Source organism: Burkholderia cepacia, from assembly GCF_001039005.1.
GTDB lineage: Bacteria > Pseudomonadota > Gammaproteobacteria > Burkholderiales > Burkholderiaceae > Burkholderia > Burkholderia theae.
In genome coordinates this window covers 42,477-58,181 of sequence record NZ_LDWR01000034.1, presented here as the reverse complement: position 1 = coordinate 58,181, position 15,705 = coordinate 42,477, and the positions used below count along the sequence as shown (strand labels likewise).

General features: G+C 63.7%; 11 protein-coding genes. 7 read left to right on the top strand and 4 right to left on the bottom strand.

Features of this window, described 5'->3' with window-relative positions; translation table 11 throughout:
- Window positions 1-77 precede the first annotated feature (77 nt).
- Entirely contained in the window at window positions 78-1,589 is a 1,512-nt protein-coding gene (fliD, locus tag VL15_RS20140) for a flagellar filament capping protein FliD (protein ID WP_048248069.1), read from the bottom strand.
- A gap of 1,058 nt (window positions 1,590-2,647) precedes the next feature.
- Here fliD and VL15_RS20135 point away from each other — a divergent pair.
- Window positions 2,648-3,061, top strand: a complete 414-nt coding sequence (locus VL15_RS20135; RefSeq protein WP_048248068.1) for a DoxX family protein — start codon at window positions 2,648-2,650, stop codon at window positions 3,059-3,061.
- 100 nt (window positions 3,062-3,161) lie between these two features.
- Here the strand turns inward: VL15_RS20135 and tssF are convergent, their stop codons facing one another.
- The 3 genes from tssF to VL15_RS20120 are packed head-to-tail and all read right to left on the bottom strand — an operon-like array spanning window position 3,162 to window position 6,645.
- Window positions 3,162-4,991, bottom strand: a complete 1,830-nt coding sequence (gene tssF, locus VL15_RS20130; protein ID WP_048248067.1) for a type VI secretion system baseplate subunit TssF — start codon at window positions 4,989-4,991, stop codon at window positions 3,162-3,164.
- 11 nt (window positions 4,992-5,002) lie between these two features.
- Complete coding sequence (locus VL15_RS43215) at window positions 5,003-5,512, bottom strand: hypothetical protein (protein ID WP_230684489.1); 510 nt, start codon at window positions 5,510-5,512, stop codon at window positions 5,003-5,005.
- Window positions 5,509-6,645: a hypothetical protein gene (locus VL15_RS20120; RefSeq protein WP_048248066.1), complete on the bottom strand. Its 1,137-nt coding sequence runs from the start codon at window positions 6,643-6,645 to the stop codon at window positions 5,509-5,511. The genes VL15_RS43215 and VL15_RS20120 overlap by 4 nt, the downstream gene beginning before the upstream one ends.
- Window positions 6,646-6,986: 341 nt before the next feature.
- Between VL15_RS20120 and VL15_RS20115 the strand changes: the two genes are divergently transcribed.
- From VL15_RS20115 to VL15_RS43595, 6 genes are all read left to right on the top strand, one after another.
- Window positions 6,987-8,918 (top strand): type VI secretion system tip protein VgrG, encoded by a 1,932-nt coding sequence (locus tag VL15_RS20115; RefSeq protein ID WP_048248065.1) that lies wholly within the window; start codon window positions 6,987-6,989, stop codon window positions 8,916-8,918.
- Window positions 8,919-8,958: 40 nt separating this feature from the next.
- The gene (locus tag VL15_RS20110) at window positions 8,959-9,390 is read left to right on the top strand and encodes a DcrB-related protein (protein ID WP_048248064.1); all 432 of its coding nucleotides are present in this window, start codon (window positions 8,959-8,961) and stop codon (window positions 9,388-9,390) included.
- Window positions 9,391-9,474: 84 nt separating this feature from the next.
- Complete coding sequence (locus VL15_RS20105) at window positions 9,475-13,917, top strand: RHS repeat-associated core domain-containing protein (protein WP_048248063.1); 4,443 nt, start codon at window positions 9,475-9,477, stop codon at window positions 13,915-13,917.
- Window positions 13,911-14,381 (top strand): hypothetical protein, encoded by a 471-nt coding sequence (locus tag VL15_RS20100; protein ID WP_155420264.1) that lies wholly within the window; start codon window positions 13,911-13,913, stop codon window positions 14,379-14,381. The genes VL15_RS20105 and VL15_RS20100 overlap by 7 nt, the downstream gene beginning before the upstream one ends.
- A 134-nt stretch (window positions 14,382-14,515) precedes the next feature.
- Window positions 14,516-15,481, top strand: a complete 966-nt coding sequence (locus VL15_RS20095; protein ID WP_048248062.1) for a dTDP-4-dehydrorhamnose reductase family protein — start codon at window positions 14,516-14,518, stop codon at window positions 15,479-15,481.
- A gap of 100 nt (window positions 15,482-15,581) precedes the next feature.
- Entirely contained in the window at window positions 15,582-15,704 is a 123-nt protein-coding gene (locus VL15_RS43595) for a hypothetical protein (RefSeq protein WP_268991210.1), read from the top strand.
- Window position 15,705 lies beyond the last annotated feature (1 nt).

The following is a 15,705-nucleotide window of genomic DNA, read 5'->3' as shown; positions in this document are numbered from 1 at the left end:
CATGAACCATACCGCCAGGCGACACACCGCGCGCGGCGGCGCGAGCCGCCGGCGCGTTCAGCGCGCTGCCCGGCCGTTCACTTGTTCGCCAGCGTGCCGCTGCTGTTGGCGCCGCCAAACAGCTGCGTCAGGTACTTCGTGTTCGTGTTCATCCTGGCCATCAGCGTATTGAGCGCCGTGAACTGCGCCTGGTACTGCTTGGTCAGTTGCGCGGCGTAGTCGGACAGATCGGACTGCTGCTGCGTGACGCGCTTCAGGTCGGCGTTCAGTGCGTTCGTGCGCACGTCGATCATGCCGTCCTTCTTCGTGAAGTGCGTGATCTGATCGTTCAGGCGCGTGCCGATCCCGTTCGTCGGGTCGAACAGGCGCGCGGCCGCCGTCGGGTTGGCGGACAGCGCGTCGCCGAGCTTTGCGCTGTCGACGTTCAGCGTGCCGTCCTTCTCGAGCTTGATGCCGATCGCCATCAGGTTCATGCGCCCGTGGCCGTTCTCGGTGGCGGCGCCGTCGACGCCGCGCGCGACGATCGACGCGAGCGAGTTGCGGATCGTGTTCAGCGTCGAGTCGCCGATCAGCGCGCCCTGCGAACTCGCGCCTTCCGTGTAGCTCGTCAGCGCGCCCATCGTCTTGACGGCCGTGTTGTACAGGTTCACGAAATTCGTGATCGTCGCCGCTTGCGACTTCGTGTCGGTGCTGACCGTCAGCGTCTGCGTATCGGTCGCGCTGACCGCGGCAGCCGACAGGTTCAGCGTGACGCCCGTCAACACACCCGACACCGCGTTGCTCGCGCTGGTCGATGCGATCCCGTTGATCGTGAACTTCGCGTCCTGTGCGACGGCGCTTTGCCGCCACGCGGCCGCGCTGTTCGCCGAGTCGATCTTCGATGCGCCGCCGGTCGTGTCGGCCGTCGACGTGACGCCGAGGCTCGACAGCCCGTTGTCGTTGGCCACGTTGCCGACCGCGACGCTGATCGCGTTCGCCGAGCCCGTCTTCGACGACCCGAGCACGAGGTGCGCGCCGTCGGTGCCGTTGATGACCGTCGCGCTGATCCCCGGGTTGTTCGATGCCGAGTTGATCGCGGCCGCGATGCCCGACAGCGTGTTGTTCGTGCCGCCGACCTCGACCTTGAACGACTGGCTGCCGAGCGACAGCGTCAGCGTGCCGGTGCCGAGCGCCTTGTTCCCGGTGAAACCCGCCGACGACAGCGCCTGCGCGGTTGCGATCTGCGTGACGCCGACCGTGTAGGTGCCGGCGACCGCGCCCGCACCCGACGTCGCGGTCAGGCCCTTGCCGCTCGCGACCGCGGTGAAGGTCGATTGCAGCCCGCCGTTCGTCAGCGACGTGAGGCCCGCCTGGAGCGCGCCCAGTGCCGACGACAGCGCGCCGAATGCGGAAATCCGCGTGTTGCTGGACGTTTGCGACGCGGCAAGCGACGCGGCATGGCCGGCCGTCTTCGCGTTCACCAGCGACTTGACGAGCGCGCCGACGTCGACCGACGGATTGCCGGTCGAACCGCTGATGATCGATTGCGCCGCCTGTTGCATCAGGCTGTTTGCGTTCGCGCTGCTATTCACAGGCGTGTTCGTTGGCATGGGTGAGCTCCGGTTGAAAGGCGATCCTCAGACGAGCGGCCGCCGAGCCCGCGTGCGGGTGATCCGGGCGGCCTCGTCGCGATTCGCCTGCATGCCGTTTCCCGCGCGACGCCTTCCGGGTCCACGGGCGGTGTCGGGGAAACGTAAGAACGTGACAGAGCGCTATCCTATATTTAAATCGGTATTAATTGGTAATTTTTTGTAATGCTTCTTGAGAAAATTGTAGACGGGGTGCGGGCGGGTGGATGTGCGAGGGCGGTTAGCGATTTTTTAGCGTAAGCGCATGATTTTAATTGCATTTATTCGAGGATTTCCGCCAGCATTGAAATCTTGCTGAAAGCATGAATGTTTGATGAAGAAGTTTTCGTGCATTTCGCTAAACATCGGTCGGATCGACTGCGCGGAGAACGCGTGTTTCCCGGCGGGCGTCGAGCTGTGAGCCTTGCCCACCGGACGTCATCCCGTCACATGCGACACCAGGCCACATGCACGTGAAACGCTTTCGCTTGCCACTTCGCATTCCCGGGCCGTGTGTCCTTATGCGGAACATGATGCTTCGGCAATTGCAAAGACCGTCGAGTTGTCAGGTTGAAGTGATCGTGAGGAAGTCGCGCATTGAGCGTGTCGCTGAATAGCGGTTGTGGCGCGTTGTTGCGGCCGGTGCGCGTCAATTGAAGCCGGGAATAGTTATTGGAGACGGTGACCGGTAAAAGGCCGGGCAATTTTCATGGTCTTGAAACACGGGAACAGGTTCATTGACGCTGCCCGGTCTGCTGCCTTGTACGGCCTTGTCGTCTCCGATTGTCCACTTTATCGAGACAGCGAATCATGTTTTAACGGATTGATGATTCTTGGTGAGACAGTAGACTGCACTCGTGCTTCGCCAGAACCGATCCGGAGCGCGCCAGGAACGGCGCCCTCCGGATCGGATTCCTCGGCGGCGGGCCGGTCGGCCCGCTGTCCGATTGTGCGAGGAGTGGTCCGTTGCCGGACTGGCGCGCTGATTCGGCGCGTATCGGCACCGGATGCATCAAACCGTCAATTCAAGGGTGATTGTCATGCGTTACTTTTCGCTGGAATCGAAGAAGGACGAGCTGCTGCTGGCGGCTCGCGTGCTGTTGATGATCCTGTTCGTGCTGTTCGGCTGGCAGAAGCTGACCGGCTTCTCGGGCACGGTCGCGTACATGGCGTCGACGGGTAACCCGGCGCCCGAGCTGGCGGCCGCGATCGCGGTGGCCGTCGAGCTGGCCGGCGGCTTGCTGATCGCGATCGGCTTCTATACGCGTCCGCTCGCACTCGTGTTCGCCGCCTATACGCTCGCAACTGCACTGATCGGCCACCGCTACTGGGCGCTGCAGGGGATGGACCAGTACATGGCGATGATCAACTTCTACAAGAACGTGAGCATCATCGGCGGGCTGTTGCTGCTCGCGCTGAGCGGGCCGGGGCGGTATTCGCTCGACCGCAAGTGAGATAGCGCGGGAATTTCGTGAAGCAGGATGGGCCCGGTGCGCGGAAGTGCACCGGGCCTTGTTTTTGTTGTTGGTGGATGGGCTTGCGCGCAGGCGTCGCCTACAGCACCGCCGTCGTGCCGAAGCGCGGCGGGCAGCGCACCCGCTCGCGGCCGGACGCATCGCGGATCACGCATTGCACGAAGCCGTTGGCCGGCGCGAAATGGGCGAAGAACGGCTCGAGCATGCGGCTGCATGCGTACAGGCTTGCCGTATTCAATGCGGACGGTTCGATGCTCACCGTGATCTCGATGCCGCGCACGAACGTCGACATGGGTTTGACGGCCGTCCATTGCATGGCGGACCGGTGCGAGACGCCGACGATCGCGTCGATGATCGGCGTCGGCCCCGCTGCGTCGGCCGCCAGCAGGCGCAGCAATGCCCGCAGCGTTTCGACGCTGGCCGGGTTCAGGGTCAGCACATGCGGCGCAAGGCCGGCGACGAGCTGCCAGAGCGCACGCTGTCGACGCGGCACGGTGCGGCAGCGAGACGCGGCGCGCAACAGCGTCACGCGGCCCGCGAGATTGTCGTTCTCGTTGAACAGGTCGCCGTCGGGGGCGCCGAACGGCAGCGTCGCAGGGTGGTTGCCGTTCGTGCAGGTCAGGCCGAGCATGAGCTGGCCGCCCGCTCGTGCAATCGCACGCCCGGGCAGGTCGACGAGCATGATCTCCGGGTGTCGCGACGCGTTGGCGTCGTCGTCGTATTCGCGCACGGATGCGAGCCAGTAGGCCGGCGCGTCGCGCGATGAACGTTCATGCACGAAGCCGCGGTAACACGGCACCGGTGTGCCGCCTGCTGTCTCCGGTGCGCCCTCGGCGGCCAGCCGAACCGAATCGATCGAGCGGACGGTGATGCCGCGCATGCTCAACACGTGCGGCGTGATGGCATAGGCCGTGGCGTCGGGCCCGAGCGTGATCGGCATCGCGTCGCGACTGAACAGGTTCACGATCGGCGTGCAGCACAGCCGCAGGTGGTCGGTCGTGATCGCGTCGAGCTGCACGCGTGCGGCAGACGATTCCGGCACGTCGACGATCGGCACGTGCAGCGTCAGCTTTCGGCACGGGCCGGCCGCGCGCGCGAGCATCCCGAAGTCGATGTCGACGAATGCGAACTTGTCGGGAAACGCGAAGTATTCGCGCAGCAGGCGCCACGGCGCGTGTTCCGCTTCCGCGTGCGGCACGAGTGCGTCGCGTTCGTCGTACCCGGCCGGCTTCAGCGGAAATTGCGGCAGGCGTTTCCAGTGGCCGCCGCGATCGCTTTCGACGAACGCCATCGGTGCATGCAGCAGCATCGCATCGGCCAGCGTGGACGACAGTGCCGGCATGCCGTGGAAGTGGATGCGGATCTGCTCCGGCGTTGCCGTGCGAAACGCCGCCTCATCCGTTAGCGATGCGAACGTAATCGACAGCACGATCGACGTATTCGGCGGCAGCTTGCCGCGCGGCGACAACGCGGCGGCCGGCGCGACGCCGACCCGATCGATCGCGATCGGCGCGAACGTGATGTCGTAGCTGGTCCGGAACCGGCAGGTGCCGGCCCGGTCCTCGAGTTCGGTGCCGCGCGGCATCGTCACGGGTTCGGTCAGCTGGCCGAGCGCGACGCCTGCGTCGAACTGCGCGATCGAGCACGACGGAATGGGGCGCAGTTGCTCGGGATAGAGCGTGTCGATGACGTCCTGCGCGAACGCCGGATAGTCGTCGTCGAGTGTCCTGCTGATGCGCGCGCCCAGTAGTGCGAACGACTGCAGCAGCCTGCCGAGATGCGGATCGTCGTTTTCGCCGTCGGTCATCCCGAGGCGCGCGGCGATCTTCGGAAAGCGCGCGGCGAACTCGCGCGTCGAGCGGCGCAGCAGCGCCAGCTCGCGCTCATAGTGGGGCAGGAGTTCGTCCATCCTCGATCGGGTCAGCGCTGGATGTAGGGCGGTTCCCATTCATGGGGCAGCGAATCGGGGTCGAGCCAGCGGACTTTGCGCAGTGCGCGGTAGATGATGAGGAACGGCAGGAGCTTGACGGCGGCCGAGACAAACATGACGACGGCCAGTCCACGATCGATAGGTATCGGGCCCGCGTTCAGGTAGAGCGCGAGGATGAGCAACGGAAGATAGAGCGCCATTGCGACGAACGAGAGCCAGCGAAACAGGCGGACGGCCCAGAGCTTGCCGCGGCCTACGCCGATACCGACCGTGAGCATGACGATCGACAGCACGATCCATGTCGGCAGCATCACGACTTCGTCGCCGACGTGCATCAGCGAGGCGATGCCATAGACGAGTTCCACGAACGTGAATCCCGCCGCCACGAAGAATGCACCGCCTGCAATGGCGGCTTGTGCGGGCGCACCGCGCGGACGATCGCCCGGGCGCTCCGGCTGCGGGTCGTCGAAAGCGATCGACCGTCGATCGAGGTCGGTCATTGCGCGTGCTCCGGATGGCGGCTGATACCGACCTGGAACTGCAACACGGTTGTCGGGTCGCCGGCCCCGGTATCGTTGGCCACGCGCGGCGGCATGAGCAAACCGGCTGCATGGTCCGCGAACTGATGCGTATGTTCTTGCACCCACGCGATGATTTCCGGCCAGTTGTTGGGCGAATTGACGCCGTAGACACCGGTGCCGTAGGTCGTCGTCAAGTATGCCGGCGCGCCGATGGTCCGCGCCAGCATCAGCTCGCGGTGGGCCTTGTCGAGTTTTCTCTGTGCCTCACGCACGTCGTTCGCGAAACCGCTTGCCTGTCCGCGCATCTGATTGGCCTGTTCACGCATCAGCGCCTGATTCGGGTGATCGAGGTTGTTGCGGGTAAACGCATCGATGTCCTTGCGTTGATTGGCCAGCCGCTTGACCGCTTGAGCGGCTTCCTCCGCTGCTTCGCCGGCTTCCCGTGAAAGCCTGGGCAGTGACGCCAGTGTTCGTACACCGCTGAATGCGAGATCGGGCAACAGCAGGATCGGGCCGATCGTTTCGACCAGCTTGTAATGCCACGAGTTTTCGAGCGCCTTTCGGTGGACTTCGTCGCCGGTCAGCTCGTAGCTGAGCATCTTGCCGTCCTCGAACAGGAGCACGGCAGAGGCGGCGCCGGCGACCACGCCGAGTGCCGGGAGAAGCACGGCGCCCCCGGCGAACAGTATGCCCAGCGACACGACGCCTGCCAGCACCCCGAATGCATCGCCGGCGACGGCCGCCGCGCCAAATGCAATCTTGTGCTCGCCCATGAATTGTCGTGTCGCCGCGAGCCCCCTGTCGAGCGCCGTCGGCCCCGATGCCGCCGCGACGCGTTGCGACCAGGCATGCGACAGCTGCGCGATGGTCTGCGGGCTGGCGTTGCTCAACGGATCGGGCGCCGCAAGGGGAAACCTCGACGCGGATACGACGAGATCCAGCGCATGACCGTCGGCGTCGGGAAGCGCGGGCTTGAGCCGCGCCGCGGCCAGGCCGTCGAAGAAGATCACGCCCGCCTTGGGGCCGAGTACCCGTCCGGCGAAATTCGACAGGTGAAACTCGGCGTCGGCCCGGTGGCAATAGGGTTCCCACAGTGCGGGTGATTTCGGCATGGCGTCGTATTAATAATGCTGAGTTGATTATCGATGAGGCCAGTGAGCGTGCCGACGCTTTCGGCGATCAGCGCAAATATAATCCTGCTGCATGACGAAAACCAGCCGGATGGACGAAAGGAAGTCGTTGTCAATAAAGGGAAAGTCAACGGAAAGGTAATAATTCCCGCAATATATTTCAAGTCGATTTTATGTCGGTAATTATTTCTATATTGATTATTGGGGTTCGTTCGTTGAACTGTCAAATAACGATTCCGGAGTCCCCTTTTTGGCCGGTCGTGGATTATGATTTTGCGGCTTGATACCCGAGACAAGGGCAAAAGCAATCTGAGGGGGCCATTATGCAATTGTCCGATCTGGCAGGTTTTCTCAACCTGCAGAACAGCCGTCTGCTGACGATCAAAACACCCTTGTCCGGGTCGTCGGAACTCGTGCTGGGCGACTTTCAATGCAATGAGGGGCTGTCGGTTCTGTACGACATGCAACTCGGACTCGCGTCGAGAAACCCGAACATCGAGTTGAAGCAGATGATCGGGCAGCCCGTGACGGTATCGTTGCAGTTGAGCAATGCGCTGGCGAGCAGCGACGAACGGGTTTTCCACGGTTACGTGACGCAGTTCGCGCATACCGGAACCGACGGCGGGCTGGCCAGTTATACGGCAACCGTGCGGCCGTGGTTGTGGATGCTGTCGCGTCGCGTCGATTCGCGCATTTTCCAGGACAAGAATGTCCAGGATATTCTCGGCGATGTTTTTTCGCGTTACTCGAAACTCGCGTCCTACGAGTTTCGTGTATCGAGAACGCTGAAGCCGTATAGCTATTGCACGCAATACCGGGAAACCGATCTCAATTTCGTGCTGCGCCTGCTGGAGCAGGACGGGCTGTTCTTCTATTTCGAGCATGCGAAGGACAGCCACAAGCTGATCGTGACCGACGCGTCGACCAATGCGAAGCCGATCGACGGACCGTCGGCATTGCGCTATGCCGCGGCCGGTGAAGCGTTCGACGACGAAAGCGTGGTCACGCAATGGGTCGCGCAGCGACACCTGTCGTCCGATAGCGTCAGCATGAAGACGTTCGACTACAAGGTGCCGAATGCGCGGCGCTATGTGTCCGGCGACGCACCGATCAAACAGGGCGACGTCGACCACTACGAGATCTACGACTATCTCGGCGGGTACGGTTTCGATTCGACGGATCATGGCGAAGAGCTCGCACGCTTCCGGCTGGAGGCGCTGGCCGCCAACGGCAAGGCATTCTCCGGCGCCACCAACTGCCGCACGCTGTCGCCCGATCGCTATTTCGAACTGACCGATCACTACGATCCCGGCAGCAGCAACGAGACCGACCGGCAATTCCTGGTGACGGCCGTGCGGCACCACGGCATGAACAACTACCAGTCGAACGAAGGCTCGGGCCGGTACTCGGCGAGCTTCCAGTGCATCCGCAAGAAGATTCCGTGGCGGCCGTCGCTGTCGGTGGTCAAGCCGGTCATCGCCGGTCCGCAGACGGCGATCGTCGTCGGGCCGAAGGGCGAGGAGATCCACACGGATTCGCTCGGCCGCGTGAAGGTGCAGTTCCACTGGGATCGCCTCGGCAAGCGCGACCAGAGCAGTTCGTGCTGGGTTCGTGTCGGCCAGCCGTGGGCGGGCGGCGGCTTCGGCGGCGTGCAGATTCCGCGTATCGGCGACGAGGTGGTCGTGTCGTTTCTCGACGGCGACCCCGACCGGCCGATCATCATCTCGCGCGTGTACAACGCGCAGAACATGCCGCCGTGGAAGCTGCCGGAGAATGCGACGCAGAGCGGCATCCTGTCGCGCTCGACCAAGGGCCACTCGGGTACCGCGAACGCGATTCGCTTCGAGGACAAGCAGGGCGAAGAAGAGCTTTGGCTGCAGGCCGAACGCGACATGCGCACCGAGGTCGAGCACGACGAACTGCGTGTCGTCGGCAACGATCATCGCTGGGCCGTCGGCCGCAATCACACGCTCAACGTCAAGGTCGATCATGCGTCGAACACCGGCAACAACCAGACGGTCGGCGTGGGCAGCGGCTTTGCGATGACGGTCGGTGCGCTGCCGCCCGACAACGCGCCGCCGCCCGACGCCGGTACTTACACGCTCAACGTCACCGAACAGATCGTGATCCAGTGCGGCAAGGCGCGCATCACGCTGACCAAGGACGGTGTCATCCGGCTCGAAGGCGTGCAGATCGTCGAGAACGCGTCGGACTACTTCCTGATGCAGGGCAAGAAGATCGATCTGAACCCCTGACCGGCGAGGGCGCCGGATTATTCCGAAGACGACAACGCATATGAAATATCTCATTCAGGAATGCAGTTTCGATGTGCCGTCGCCGACCGACGATCGCACCGTCAACGTGCTGACGCTCGCGCATCCGCAGACGAGCGGCACGTACCAGATCGTCGTCAGCCGCGACCAGCTTGTCGGAGGAGAGGATCTCGAACGCTGCATGCAGCGGCAGATCGGCCTGATGACGCGGCACGTGACGGGTTTCAAGGAGATCGCGCGGCGGCAGGTTGAGATCGGTGCGCAACACGTGCCGGCGCTGGAGCTCGAGAGTACGTTCCGGCAATCGGGGTCGACGTTTCACCAGATCCAGGCGATGACCGTCGTCGACGCGCCGCGCCTGCTCGTCATCACGCTGTCGAGCCAGACGCCGCTGTCGGACGAGCATCGCACCGCGTGGAAGCAGTTGCTCGACAGTTATCACCCTCACGGATAGGAACACCTACTTCATCGAACGCCGAGTGCCCGTGCTTGCGTTCCCGGCGCGGCCATTCCGTAACGAATCAGGATCGATCCCGTCATGTCCCTGCTCGCCGCTGCCCGCCTGGGCGATACCTTTACCCATACGTCCCTGCTCGCACAGATGCTCAAGGTTGCGTCGACCATCGGGGCCGGGTTGCTGGTCGGCGCGGCGATCGGGGCGGCGGCGGTCTTCATCGTCGGGACGGGCGGGCTTGGCGCGGTCGTCGTGGGCGCGATCGTCGGTGCGGTGCTGTCGCAAGTCGTTAACGCCGCGACGTCGAAGTTCCTCGGCAGCGATTCGCTGGAGGGATATTTATCAGAAAAGGCAGGAGAACTGATCGATAGCTTCATTCCCGGCGAAGTGAAGGGCGCGATCCTGACCGGCTCCGCCGATGTATTCGTCAATAGCAAGGGCGCCGCGCGCGCGGCAGGCGTGCCGAAGCCGCCGCTTCCGGTGGGGGTCGAACCGCAGTCGGTCGCCGACCTGTTCACGCCGGTCGACCAGGACCTGGTCGGTTGCTCGAATCACCCGAATCCGAAAGGCGAGCATCTGGCCGAAGGCTCGTCGAGCGTCTTCATCAACGGTCGGCCCGCATCGCGCATCAAGGATGCGACGACTTGCGACGGCAAGATCAACACCGGCTCCACCAACGTCAGCATCGGCGGCGAGCGGTTGCGCGTGCGGGAAGTCACGAGCGAGATGCCGCCGTGGCTCGCGACGATCGCGAAGTACGCGGGTCTTGCAATCGCGATCTGCCAGGCGTTACGCGGTCACGGATCGCTCGCCAGCAAGCTCGCCTGTTTCGCGATGAACTTCGCGATCAACGTCGCCGCGGACAAACTCGTCAGCACCGCGATGTCCGGCCGCCTCGGCCATCCGGTTCACCTGCCGACCGGCGCGAAGATTCTCGACGGAGACGAGGATCTGGATTTCGTGCTCGACGCGCCGGTGCCGATCGTCTGGCAACGCTTCTACAGCAGTCTCGATCCGCGCACGGACCGGCCGCTCGGTCGCGGCTGGAACGTGCCGTATGCGGTCGAACTGCGGCTCGGCGCCGGCGGCGAGAATCCGCATCGGTGGATCGACTCGCAGGGGCGGCGGACGCCCGTGCCCGATCTCCAGCCGGGGCAGAAATACTTCAATCGCAGCGAGGCACTGACCTTCGCGTGCACGCCGGGTGGCCACTGGATGATCGAGCAGGACGACGGCACCTGTTTCGACTTCGGCTTGCCGGTGCCGGGCGAAATGGTCCAGACGCTGCGCCCGCGCGTGATCGAGGACCGCAACGCCAACTGGCTCAATTTCCATTACGACGCGCAGGGGCGGCTGGTCGAGCTCGCGACGATGGCCGGCCATCGCGTGACGATCGACTATGACGCGGTGCATGCGCAGCGGATGGCGCGTGTGATGCTGCATACCGACGGCGGTACGGAATGCCTGGTGAACTATGGCTATACCGCTGACGGGTTGCTCGAGCGCGTCGCCGACGGCGACGGCACGGAGCGGCGCCGGTTCGCCTATGACCCGGCCGCGCGCATGACGATGCATCGGCTGCCGAGCGGGCAATCGGCGTTTTATGCATGGGAGGAGTTCGAGCGCGACGCGCTTGCGGAAGAGAACGGCCTCACGGGGCGCGAGGCGCGTGTCGTCGAGCACTGGACGGATGACGGCGAGCGCTATCGACTGACCTACGATTTCGCGCGACAAGCCACCCATGTGACCGATCATCTCGGCCGCGAGCAGCTGTGCGAATGGAATACCGATTACCTGGTGACCGCGCATACCAATGCGCTCGGACAGACCTGGCGGTTCGACTGGAGTCCGTCTCGCGAGCTGCTGCGCATCGTGGAGCCGGGCGATGCGACGACGCAGCTTCGTTACGACGACGAGCGCGGTTTGCCGACCGAACTGACGAACGCGCTGGGGCAGACGACGCAGTTCGAGTGGCATCCGATGTGGATGACGCTCGAGCGACAGACGCTCGCGGACGGGCGCCAGCGGGAATACGAGTTCGACATGCGCGGCAATTGCGTGGGCGAGATCGATCCGCTCGGGCAGCGCACCGAGTTCCGGCTCAACCGCCAGGGCAGGCCGGCAGCGATCGTCGACGCGCGCGGCGGGATCGCGCAGTTCGGCTGGGATCGGCAGCATCGGTTGATTGCCCGTACCGATTGTTCAGGGATCACGACGCGGTTCGAGTATGACGCGCGGGGGCGCGTTACCGCGCTCGTCGATGCACTCGGCCACGCGACGCGCTATCGTCACGACGGCCGCGACCGGACCATCGAGGTTCAGTTGCCGGACGGCAGCGGCCAGCAGTACCGCTGGTCCGCGGCCGACGGCCTCGCGGCTGCCGTCGACGGCAATGGTCATGCCACTTCGTTCGACTACGATGCGGCCGGACGCGTGACATCGAGAACCGATGCGAACGGGCATCGGGTCAGCCTCGAATACGACGCGGCCGGGAACCTGCGCACGCTCTACAACGAAGTCCGTGACAGCTACCGGTTCGCATACGACGCCGCCGATCGGGTGATCGAACAGGTCGGTCCGGACGGCATGCGCGTCGAATACGAGCACGACGCGCGCGGTGCGCCGATCGTGGTCAGGCAAGGTGCCGGTACGCCGCAGCAGATCACGGTCGGATTGACGCGCGACGCGCTCGGGCGTCTGGTCCGCAAGCGTACGCCCGAGACCGTGACGACGTACGGCTACGACGAGGCGGGGCGGCTCGAACGCGTCGCGCGAACGGATCGCGACAACCGGCCGATCGATACGGTGACGTTTGCGTACGACGCGCTGGACCGGCTGATCGAGGAAGTGGCGGAGACGGTCGGCGATGAGGGCCAGGTGCTGGCGACGCGTTTGGCGCACGAATACGACGCGCTTGGCAATCGGACGGCAACCACGCTGCCGGGCAACCGGACCGTGAACTGGCTGTACTACGGCAGCGGCCATTTGCATCAGATCGCATCGAACGACGAGGTCGTGTGCGACTTCGAGCGCGATCGGCTGCATCGCGAGGTGAGTCGTACGCAGGGGGCGCTGACACTGGCGACGGGCTATGACAGCCTGTCGCGGAAAGTGGCGCAATGGATCGGCGATGCGCAGCACGCGCCGGGCGCATGGACCGCGTTCGGCGCGCGGCAGGGGCAGGACGTGCTGCGCAAGGCGTTTGCGTATGACCGCGCGGGCGAACTGACCGCGCGAATCGATCCGCTCGGTGGCGAACTGACGTACAGCTACGACCCTGCCGGGCGCTTGCTGGGCAGCGCGGCTGCGGGCGCGGGCGGGCGGACGGATGCGGCGGGCGTGCTGACGGAGCAGTTCGCGTACGACGCGGCGTCGAATTTGCGGCCGTCCGGGCAACCGGGCCGCGTCGAAGGCAACCGCCTGCTGATGAGCGGCGACCGGCGCTACCGGTATGACGTGCATGGCAGGCTCATCGAGAAACTGACTGGCGGTCATACGATCCAGCGTCTGAAGTACAACGCCGAGCATCAGTTGATCGAGGTGAACACGAATCGACGCGGTGTCGAGCAGACGGTACGGTTCCGCTACGACGCGCTTGGACGCCGGACCGAAAAGCGCGATGCGTTCGGCACGACACGTTTCGTGTGGGACGGGATGCGTCTCGCGCAGGAGCAGCGCGGGCATCAGGCGGTGACGTATCTGTATGAGGGGGGCGGGTACGTGCCGCTCGCGCGAATCGACGCGCTTCATGAAGACAGTCACTGGCTGTGGCGGCTGTATCACGAGGATGAACGGAACAAGCCGCCGGCGGATGCGAAGCCGGACGCGAAGATCTATTACTTCCATGCGAACGTGAGCGGGGCGCCGGAGGAAATGACCGACCGCGACGGCAAGGTGGTGTGGCGCACGCGGTATCGTGCGTGGGGCAATACGGTGCTGCAGGAGTATGCGCAGGAGTTCCAGCCGAACCCGGTCGGCGATGTCATGCAGCCGCTGCCCCAGACGCTGAGATTCCAGGGGCAGTATGAGGATCTGGAGACGGGGTTCTGCTACAACACGTTCCGGTACTATGACCCGGACGTCGGGCGGTTCATCACACCGGATCCGATCGGGTTGGCGGGTGGGTTGAATCAGTATCGGTATGCGCCGAATCCGCTAAGCTGGATCGATCCGTGGGGCTGGGCGTGCTGGAGTACCGAGCGCAAGAATTATTGGAAGTCCGTCGGTGAGAAAGAAAATTTGAATCCGACCGGACGGTATTCGCAAAACAACATCAACGAAATGGCGGCGGGTAGAGCGCCAAAGATGACAGTCGAGGTTATCAACCGGAAGACAGGCGCGATCTCAACCAAGGACGTTGCGATGGAACTGCATCACACCACGATACCGCAGCGTGTTGGGGGAACAGGCGTGCATGCGCCATCGAACCTCAGCGAGTTGACGCCCTGGCAGCATGAGGCGGTCGATCCTTATCGACACACCGGCGAAGACTTGATCAGCACGATAAAGGGAATAGACACATGGTAGAGGATATCCAAGGTTTGTATGAATTTGCTTTTTCTCCTCAATATCAAGAGGTCCTTGATGAACTTTGCGGGCGGGAAGGTATATCTATTCATGCGCAATATAACGATGTAATTTTCAGATTTGATAAGGGAAGGGTTGAGGTGTCCGGGTTGAGCTCGGATGAAATCAAGGCCCTGGTGCAGGAGAAAGATAAAAGATTTATCGATTTTTGTGCCGCAAAGATCGATTTCTTCAGAACGCATGAGGCCAAGCAGGATTTCCCGAAGGGAGAGGAGGTTGAGGATTTCGACAAAAAGGAGAAGATCCTTGGCTTTTCTCGTGGAATTTTGGTGATGTACGCCATTGAGTTTCTGTTAGGGATCAAAGGGCAACAGTATCTCGAAGAATATGTAAAGAAGTCACGGATTCCGGCTGCAAAAAAGTATGTAAAAGACGTGATGGAGTTGATCAGATTGTCTGTCTGATGATTTGTTTGAAATGAATTGGGGGGCCACGCTGCATCTGTTGGCAAACTCGGCTATCCTCGGCACAACCATGGCTCGAACGTTGAGCCGGAACGCCGACCGCGCGCCTCCCCACGTCACCCGAATCGCCGCCCATGCCAAGCCCAACTTCATCACCCGAACTTCCGTCCGTCCTCCTCATCGGCGCCTCCGGCCTGCTCGGCCGCGCGGTCGCCGCGTCCCTTGTCAGCGAACCGTCGCTGTCCCTCATCGCGACCATCCGGAACCCGCAAAGCGCGGGCGCGAAACTGCTCGCATTGCCACCGGACAACATCACCGAATTCGACGCCCTCGACCAACCGGCCCTCGAGCGCCTCTTCGAAACCCGCAAACCCGCCGCCGTCATCATCTGCGCCGCCGAACGCCGCCCCGACGTCTGCGAAAACAACCCCGCCGCCGCCCGCGCGATCAACGTCACCGCCCCGGCCCGCATCGGCGCGCTCGCCGCGCGATATGGCGCGTGGACGCTCGGCATCTCCACCGACTACGTATTCGACGGCAAGGCCGCCCCGTACCGTGAAGACGCCACCCCGAATCCGCTGAACATTTACGGCCGCACGAAGCTGGAAGGCGAGGCGGCACTCCTCGCCGCGTCGCCGCTGTCATGCGTGCTGCGCCTGCCGTTGCTGTACGGCCCGATCGCCGACTGGAGCGAATCGGCCGTCACGAGCCTCGTCCCGGCGATCGTCGCGTCCGCGCGCCCGGGTGCCGACGCGGTCGGCATGGACGCATGGGCGATCCGTTATCCGACCTACACACCGGACGTCGCGCAGGTCATCCGCGACCTGACGTTGCGTCATCTCGCCGGCACGTCCGTCACGGGCATCCGTCATTGGTCGGGCGAGGAGCCGATGACGAAGTACGACATCGCGCGGCGAATCGCGGCCGCGCTCGGCATCGACGCATCGCTCACGCGGATCGACCAGCCGACCGATGCGACGCCGCGCCCGTACGATTGCCATCTGGACGCTTCGCGCGTGCGCCAGCTCGGCATCGATTACGCGACGCCGTTCGATAGTGCGTTGCGCACCGTGCTGGGCGGTGCGCCGCAGGCGCTGTAGGATCGGGCGCTACTGGACGCATGACGACTGCAGTCTGGGTTTGCCCCGGCGTCGGTCAGTGCGGCAGGAGGGAGTCTGACTCGCCGCACGAGGTCCATTCATGAACAAACGGGAACCCGTCAGCGTAGTCACGGCCGGCGAAGCCATCCACGCCGCGCTGCTCGTCGGTCCCGGGGAAAAAATAGCGGGCGTCCGGATTCCAGAATGCCCGCCGAAAAATTGAC

What these genes read in the sequence shown, in the direction of transcription:
- VL15_RS43595 (WP_268991210.1), top strand. Translation starts at nt 15,582, where the DNA reads ATGAACAAACGGGAACCCGTCAGCGTAGTCACGGCCGGCGAAGCCATC.
- VL15_RS20105 (WP_048248063.1), top strand. Translation starts at nt 9,475, where the DNA reads ATGTCCCTGCTCGCCGCTGCCCGCCTGGGCGATACCTTTACCCATACG.
- VL15_RS20120 (WP_048248066.1), bottom strand. Translation starts at nt 6,645, where the DNA reads ATGCCGAAATCACCCGCACTGTGGGAACCCTATTGCCACCGGGCCGAC.
- VL15_RS20135 (WP_048248068.1), top strand. Translation starts at nt 2,648, where the DNA reads ATGCGTTACTTTTCGCTGGAATCGAAGAAGGACGAGCTGCTGCTGGCG.
- VL15_RS20115 (WP_048248065.1), top strand. Translation starts at nt 6,987, where the DNA reads ATGCAATTGTCCGATCTGGCAGGTTTTCTCAACCTGCAGAACAGCCGT.
- VL15_RS43215 (WP_230684489.1), bottom strand. Translation starts at nt 5,512, where the DNA reads ATGACCGACCTCGATCGACGGTCGATCGCTTTCGACGACCCGCAGCCG.
- VL15_RS20110 (WP_048248064.1), top strand. Translation starts at nt 8,959, where the DNA reads ATGAAATATCTCATTCAGGAATGCAGTTTCGATGTGCCGTCGCCGACC.
- tssF (WP_048248067.1), bottom strand. Translation starts at nt 4,991, where the DNA reads ATGGACGAACTCCTGCCCCACTATGAGCGCGAGCTGGCGCTGCTGCGC.
- VL15_RS20100 (WP_155420264.1), top strand. Translation starts at nt 13,911, where the DNA reads ATGGTAGAGGATATCCAAGGTTTGTATGAATTTGCTTTTTCTCCTCAA.
- fliD (WP_048248069.1), bottom strand. Translation starts at nt 1,589, where the DNA reads ATGCCAACGAACACGCCTGTGAATAGCAGCGCGAACGCAAACAGCCTG.
- VL15_RS20095 (WP_048248062.1), top strand. Translation starts at nt 14,516, where the DNA reads ATGCCAAGCCCAACTTCATCACCCGAACTTCCGTCCGTCCTCCTCATC.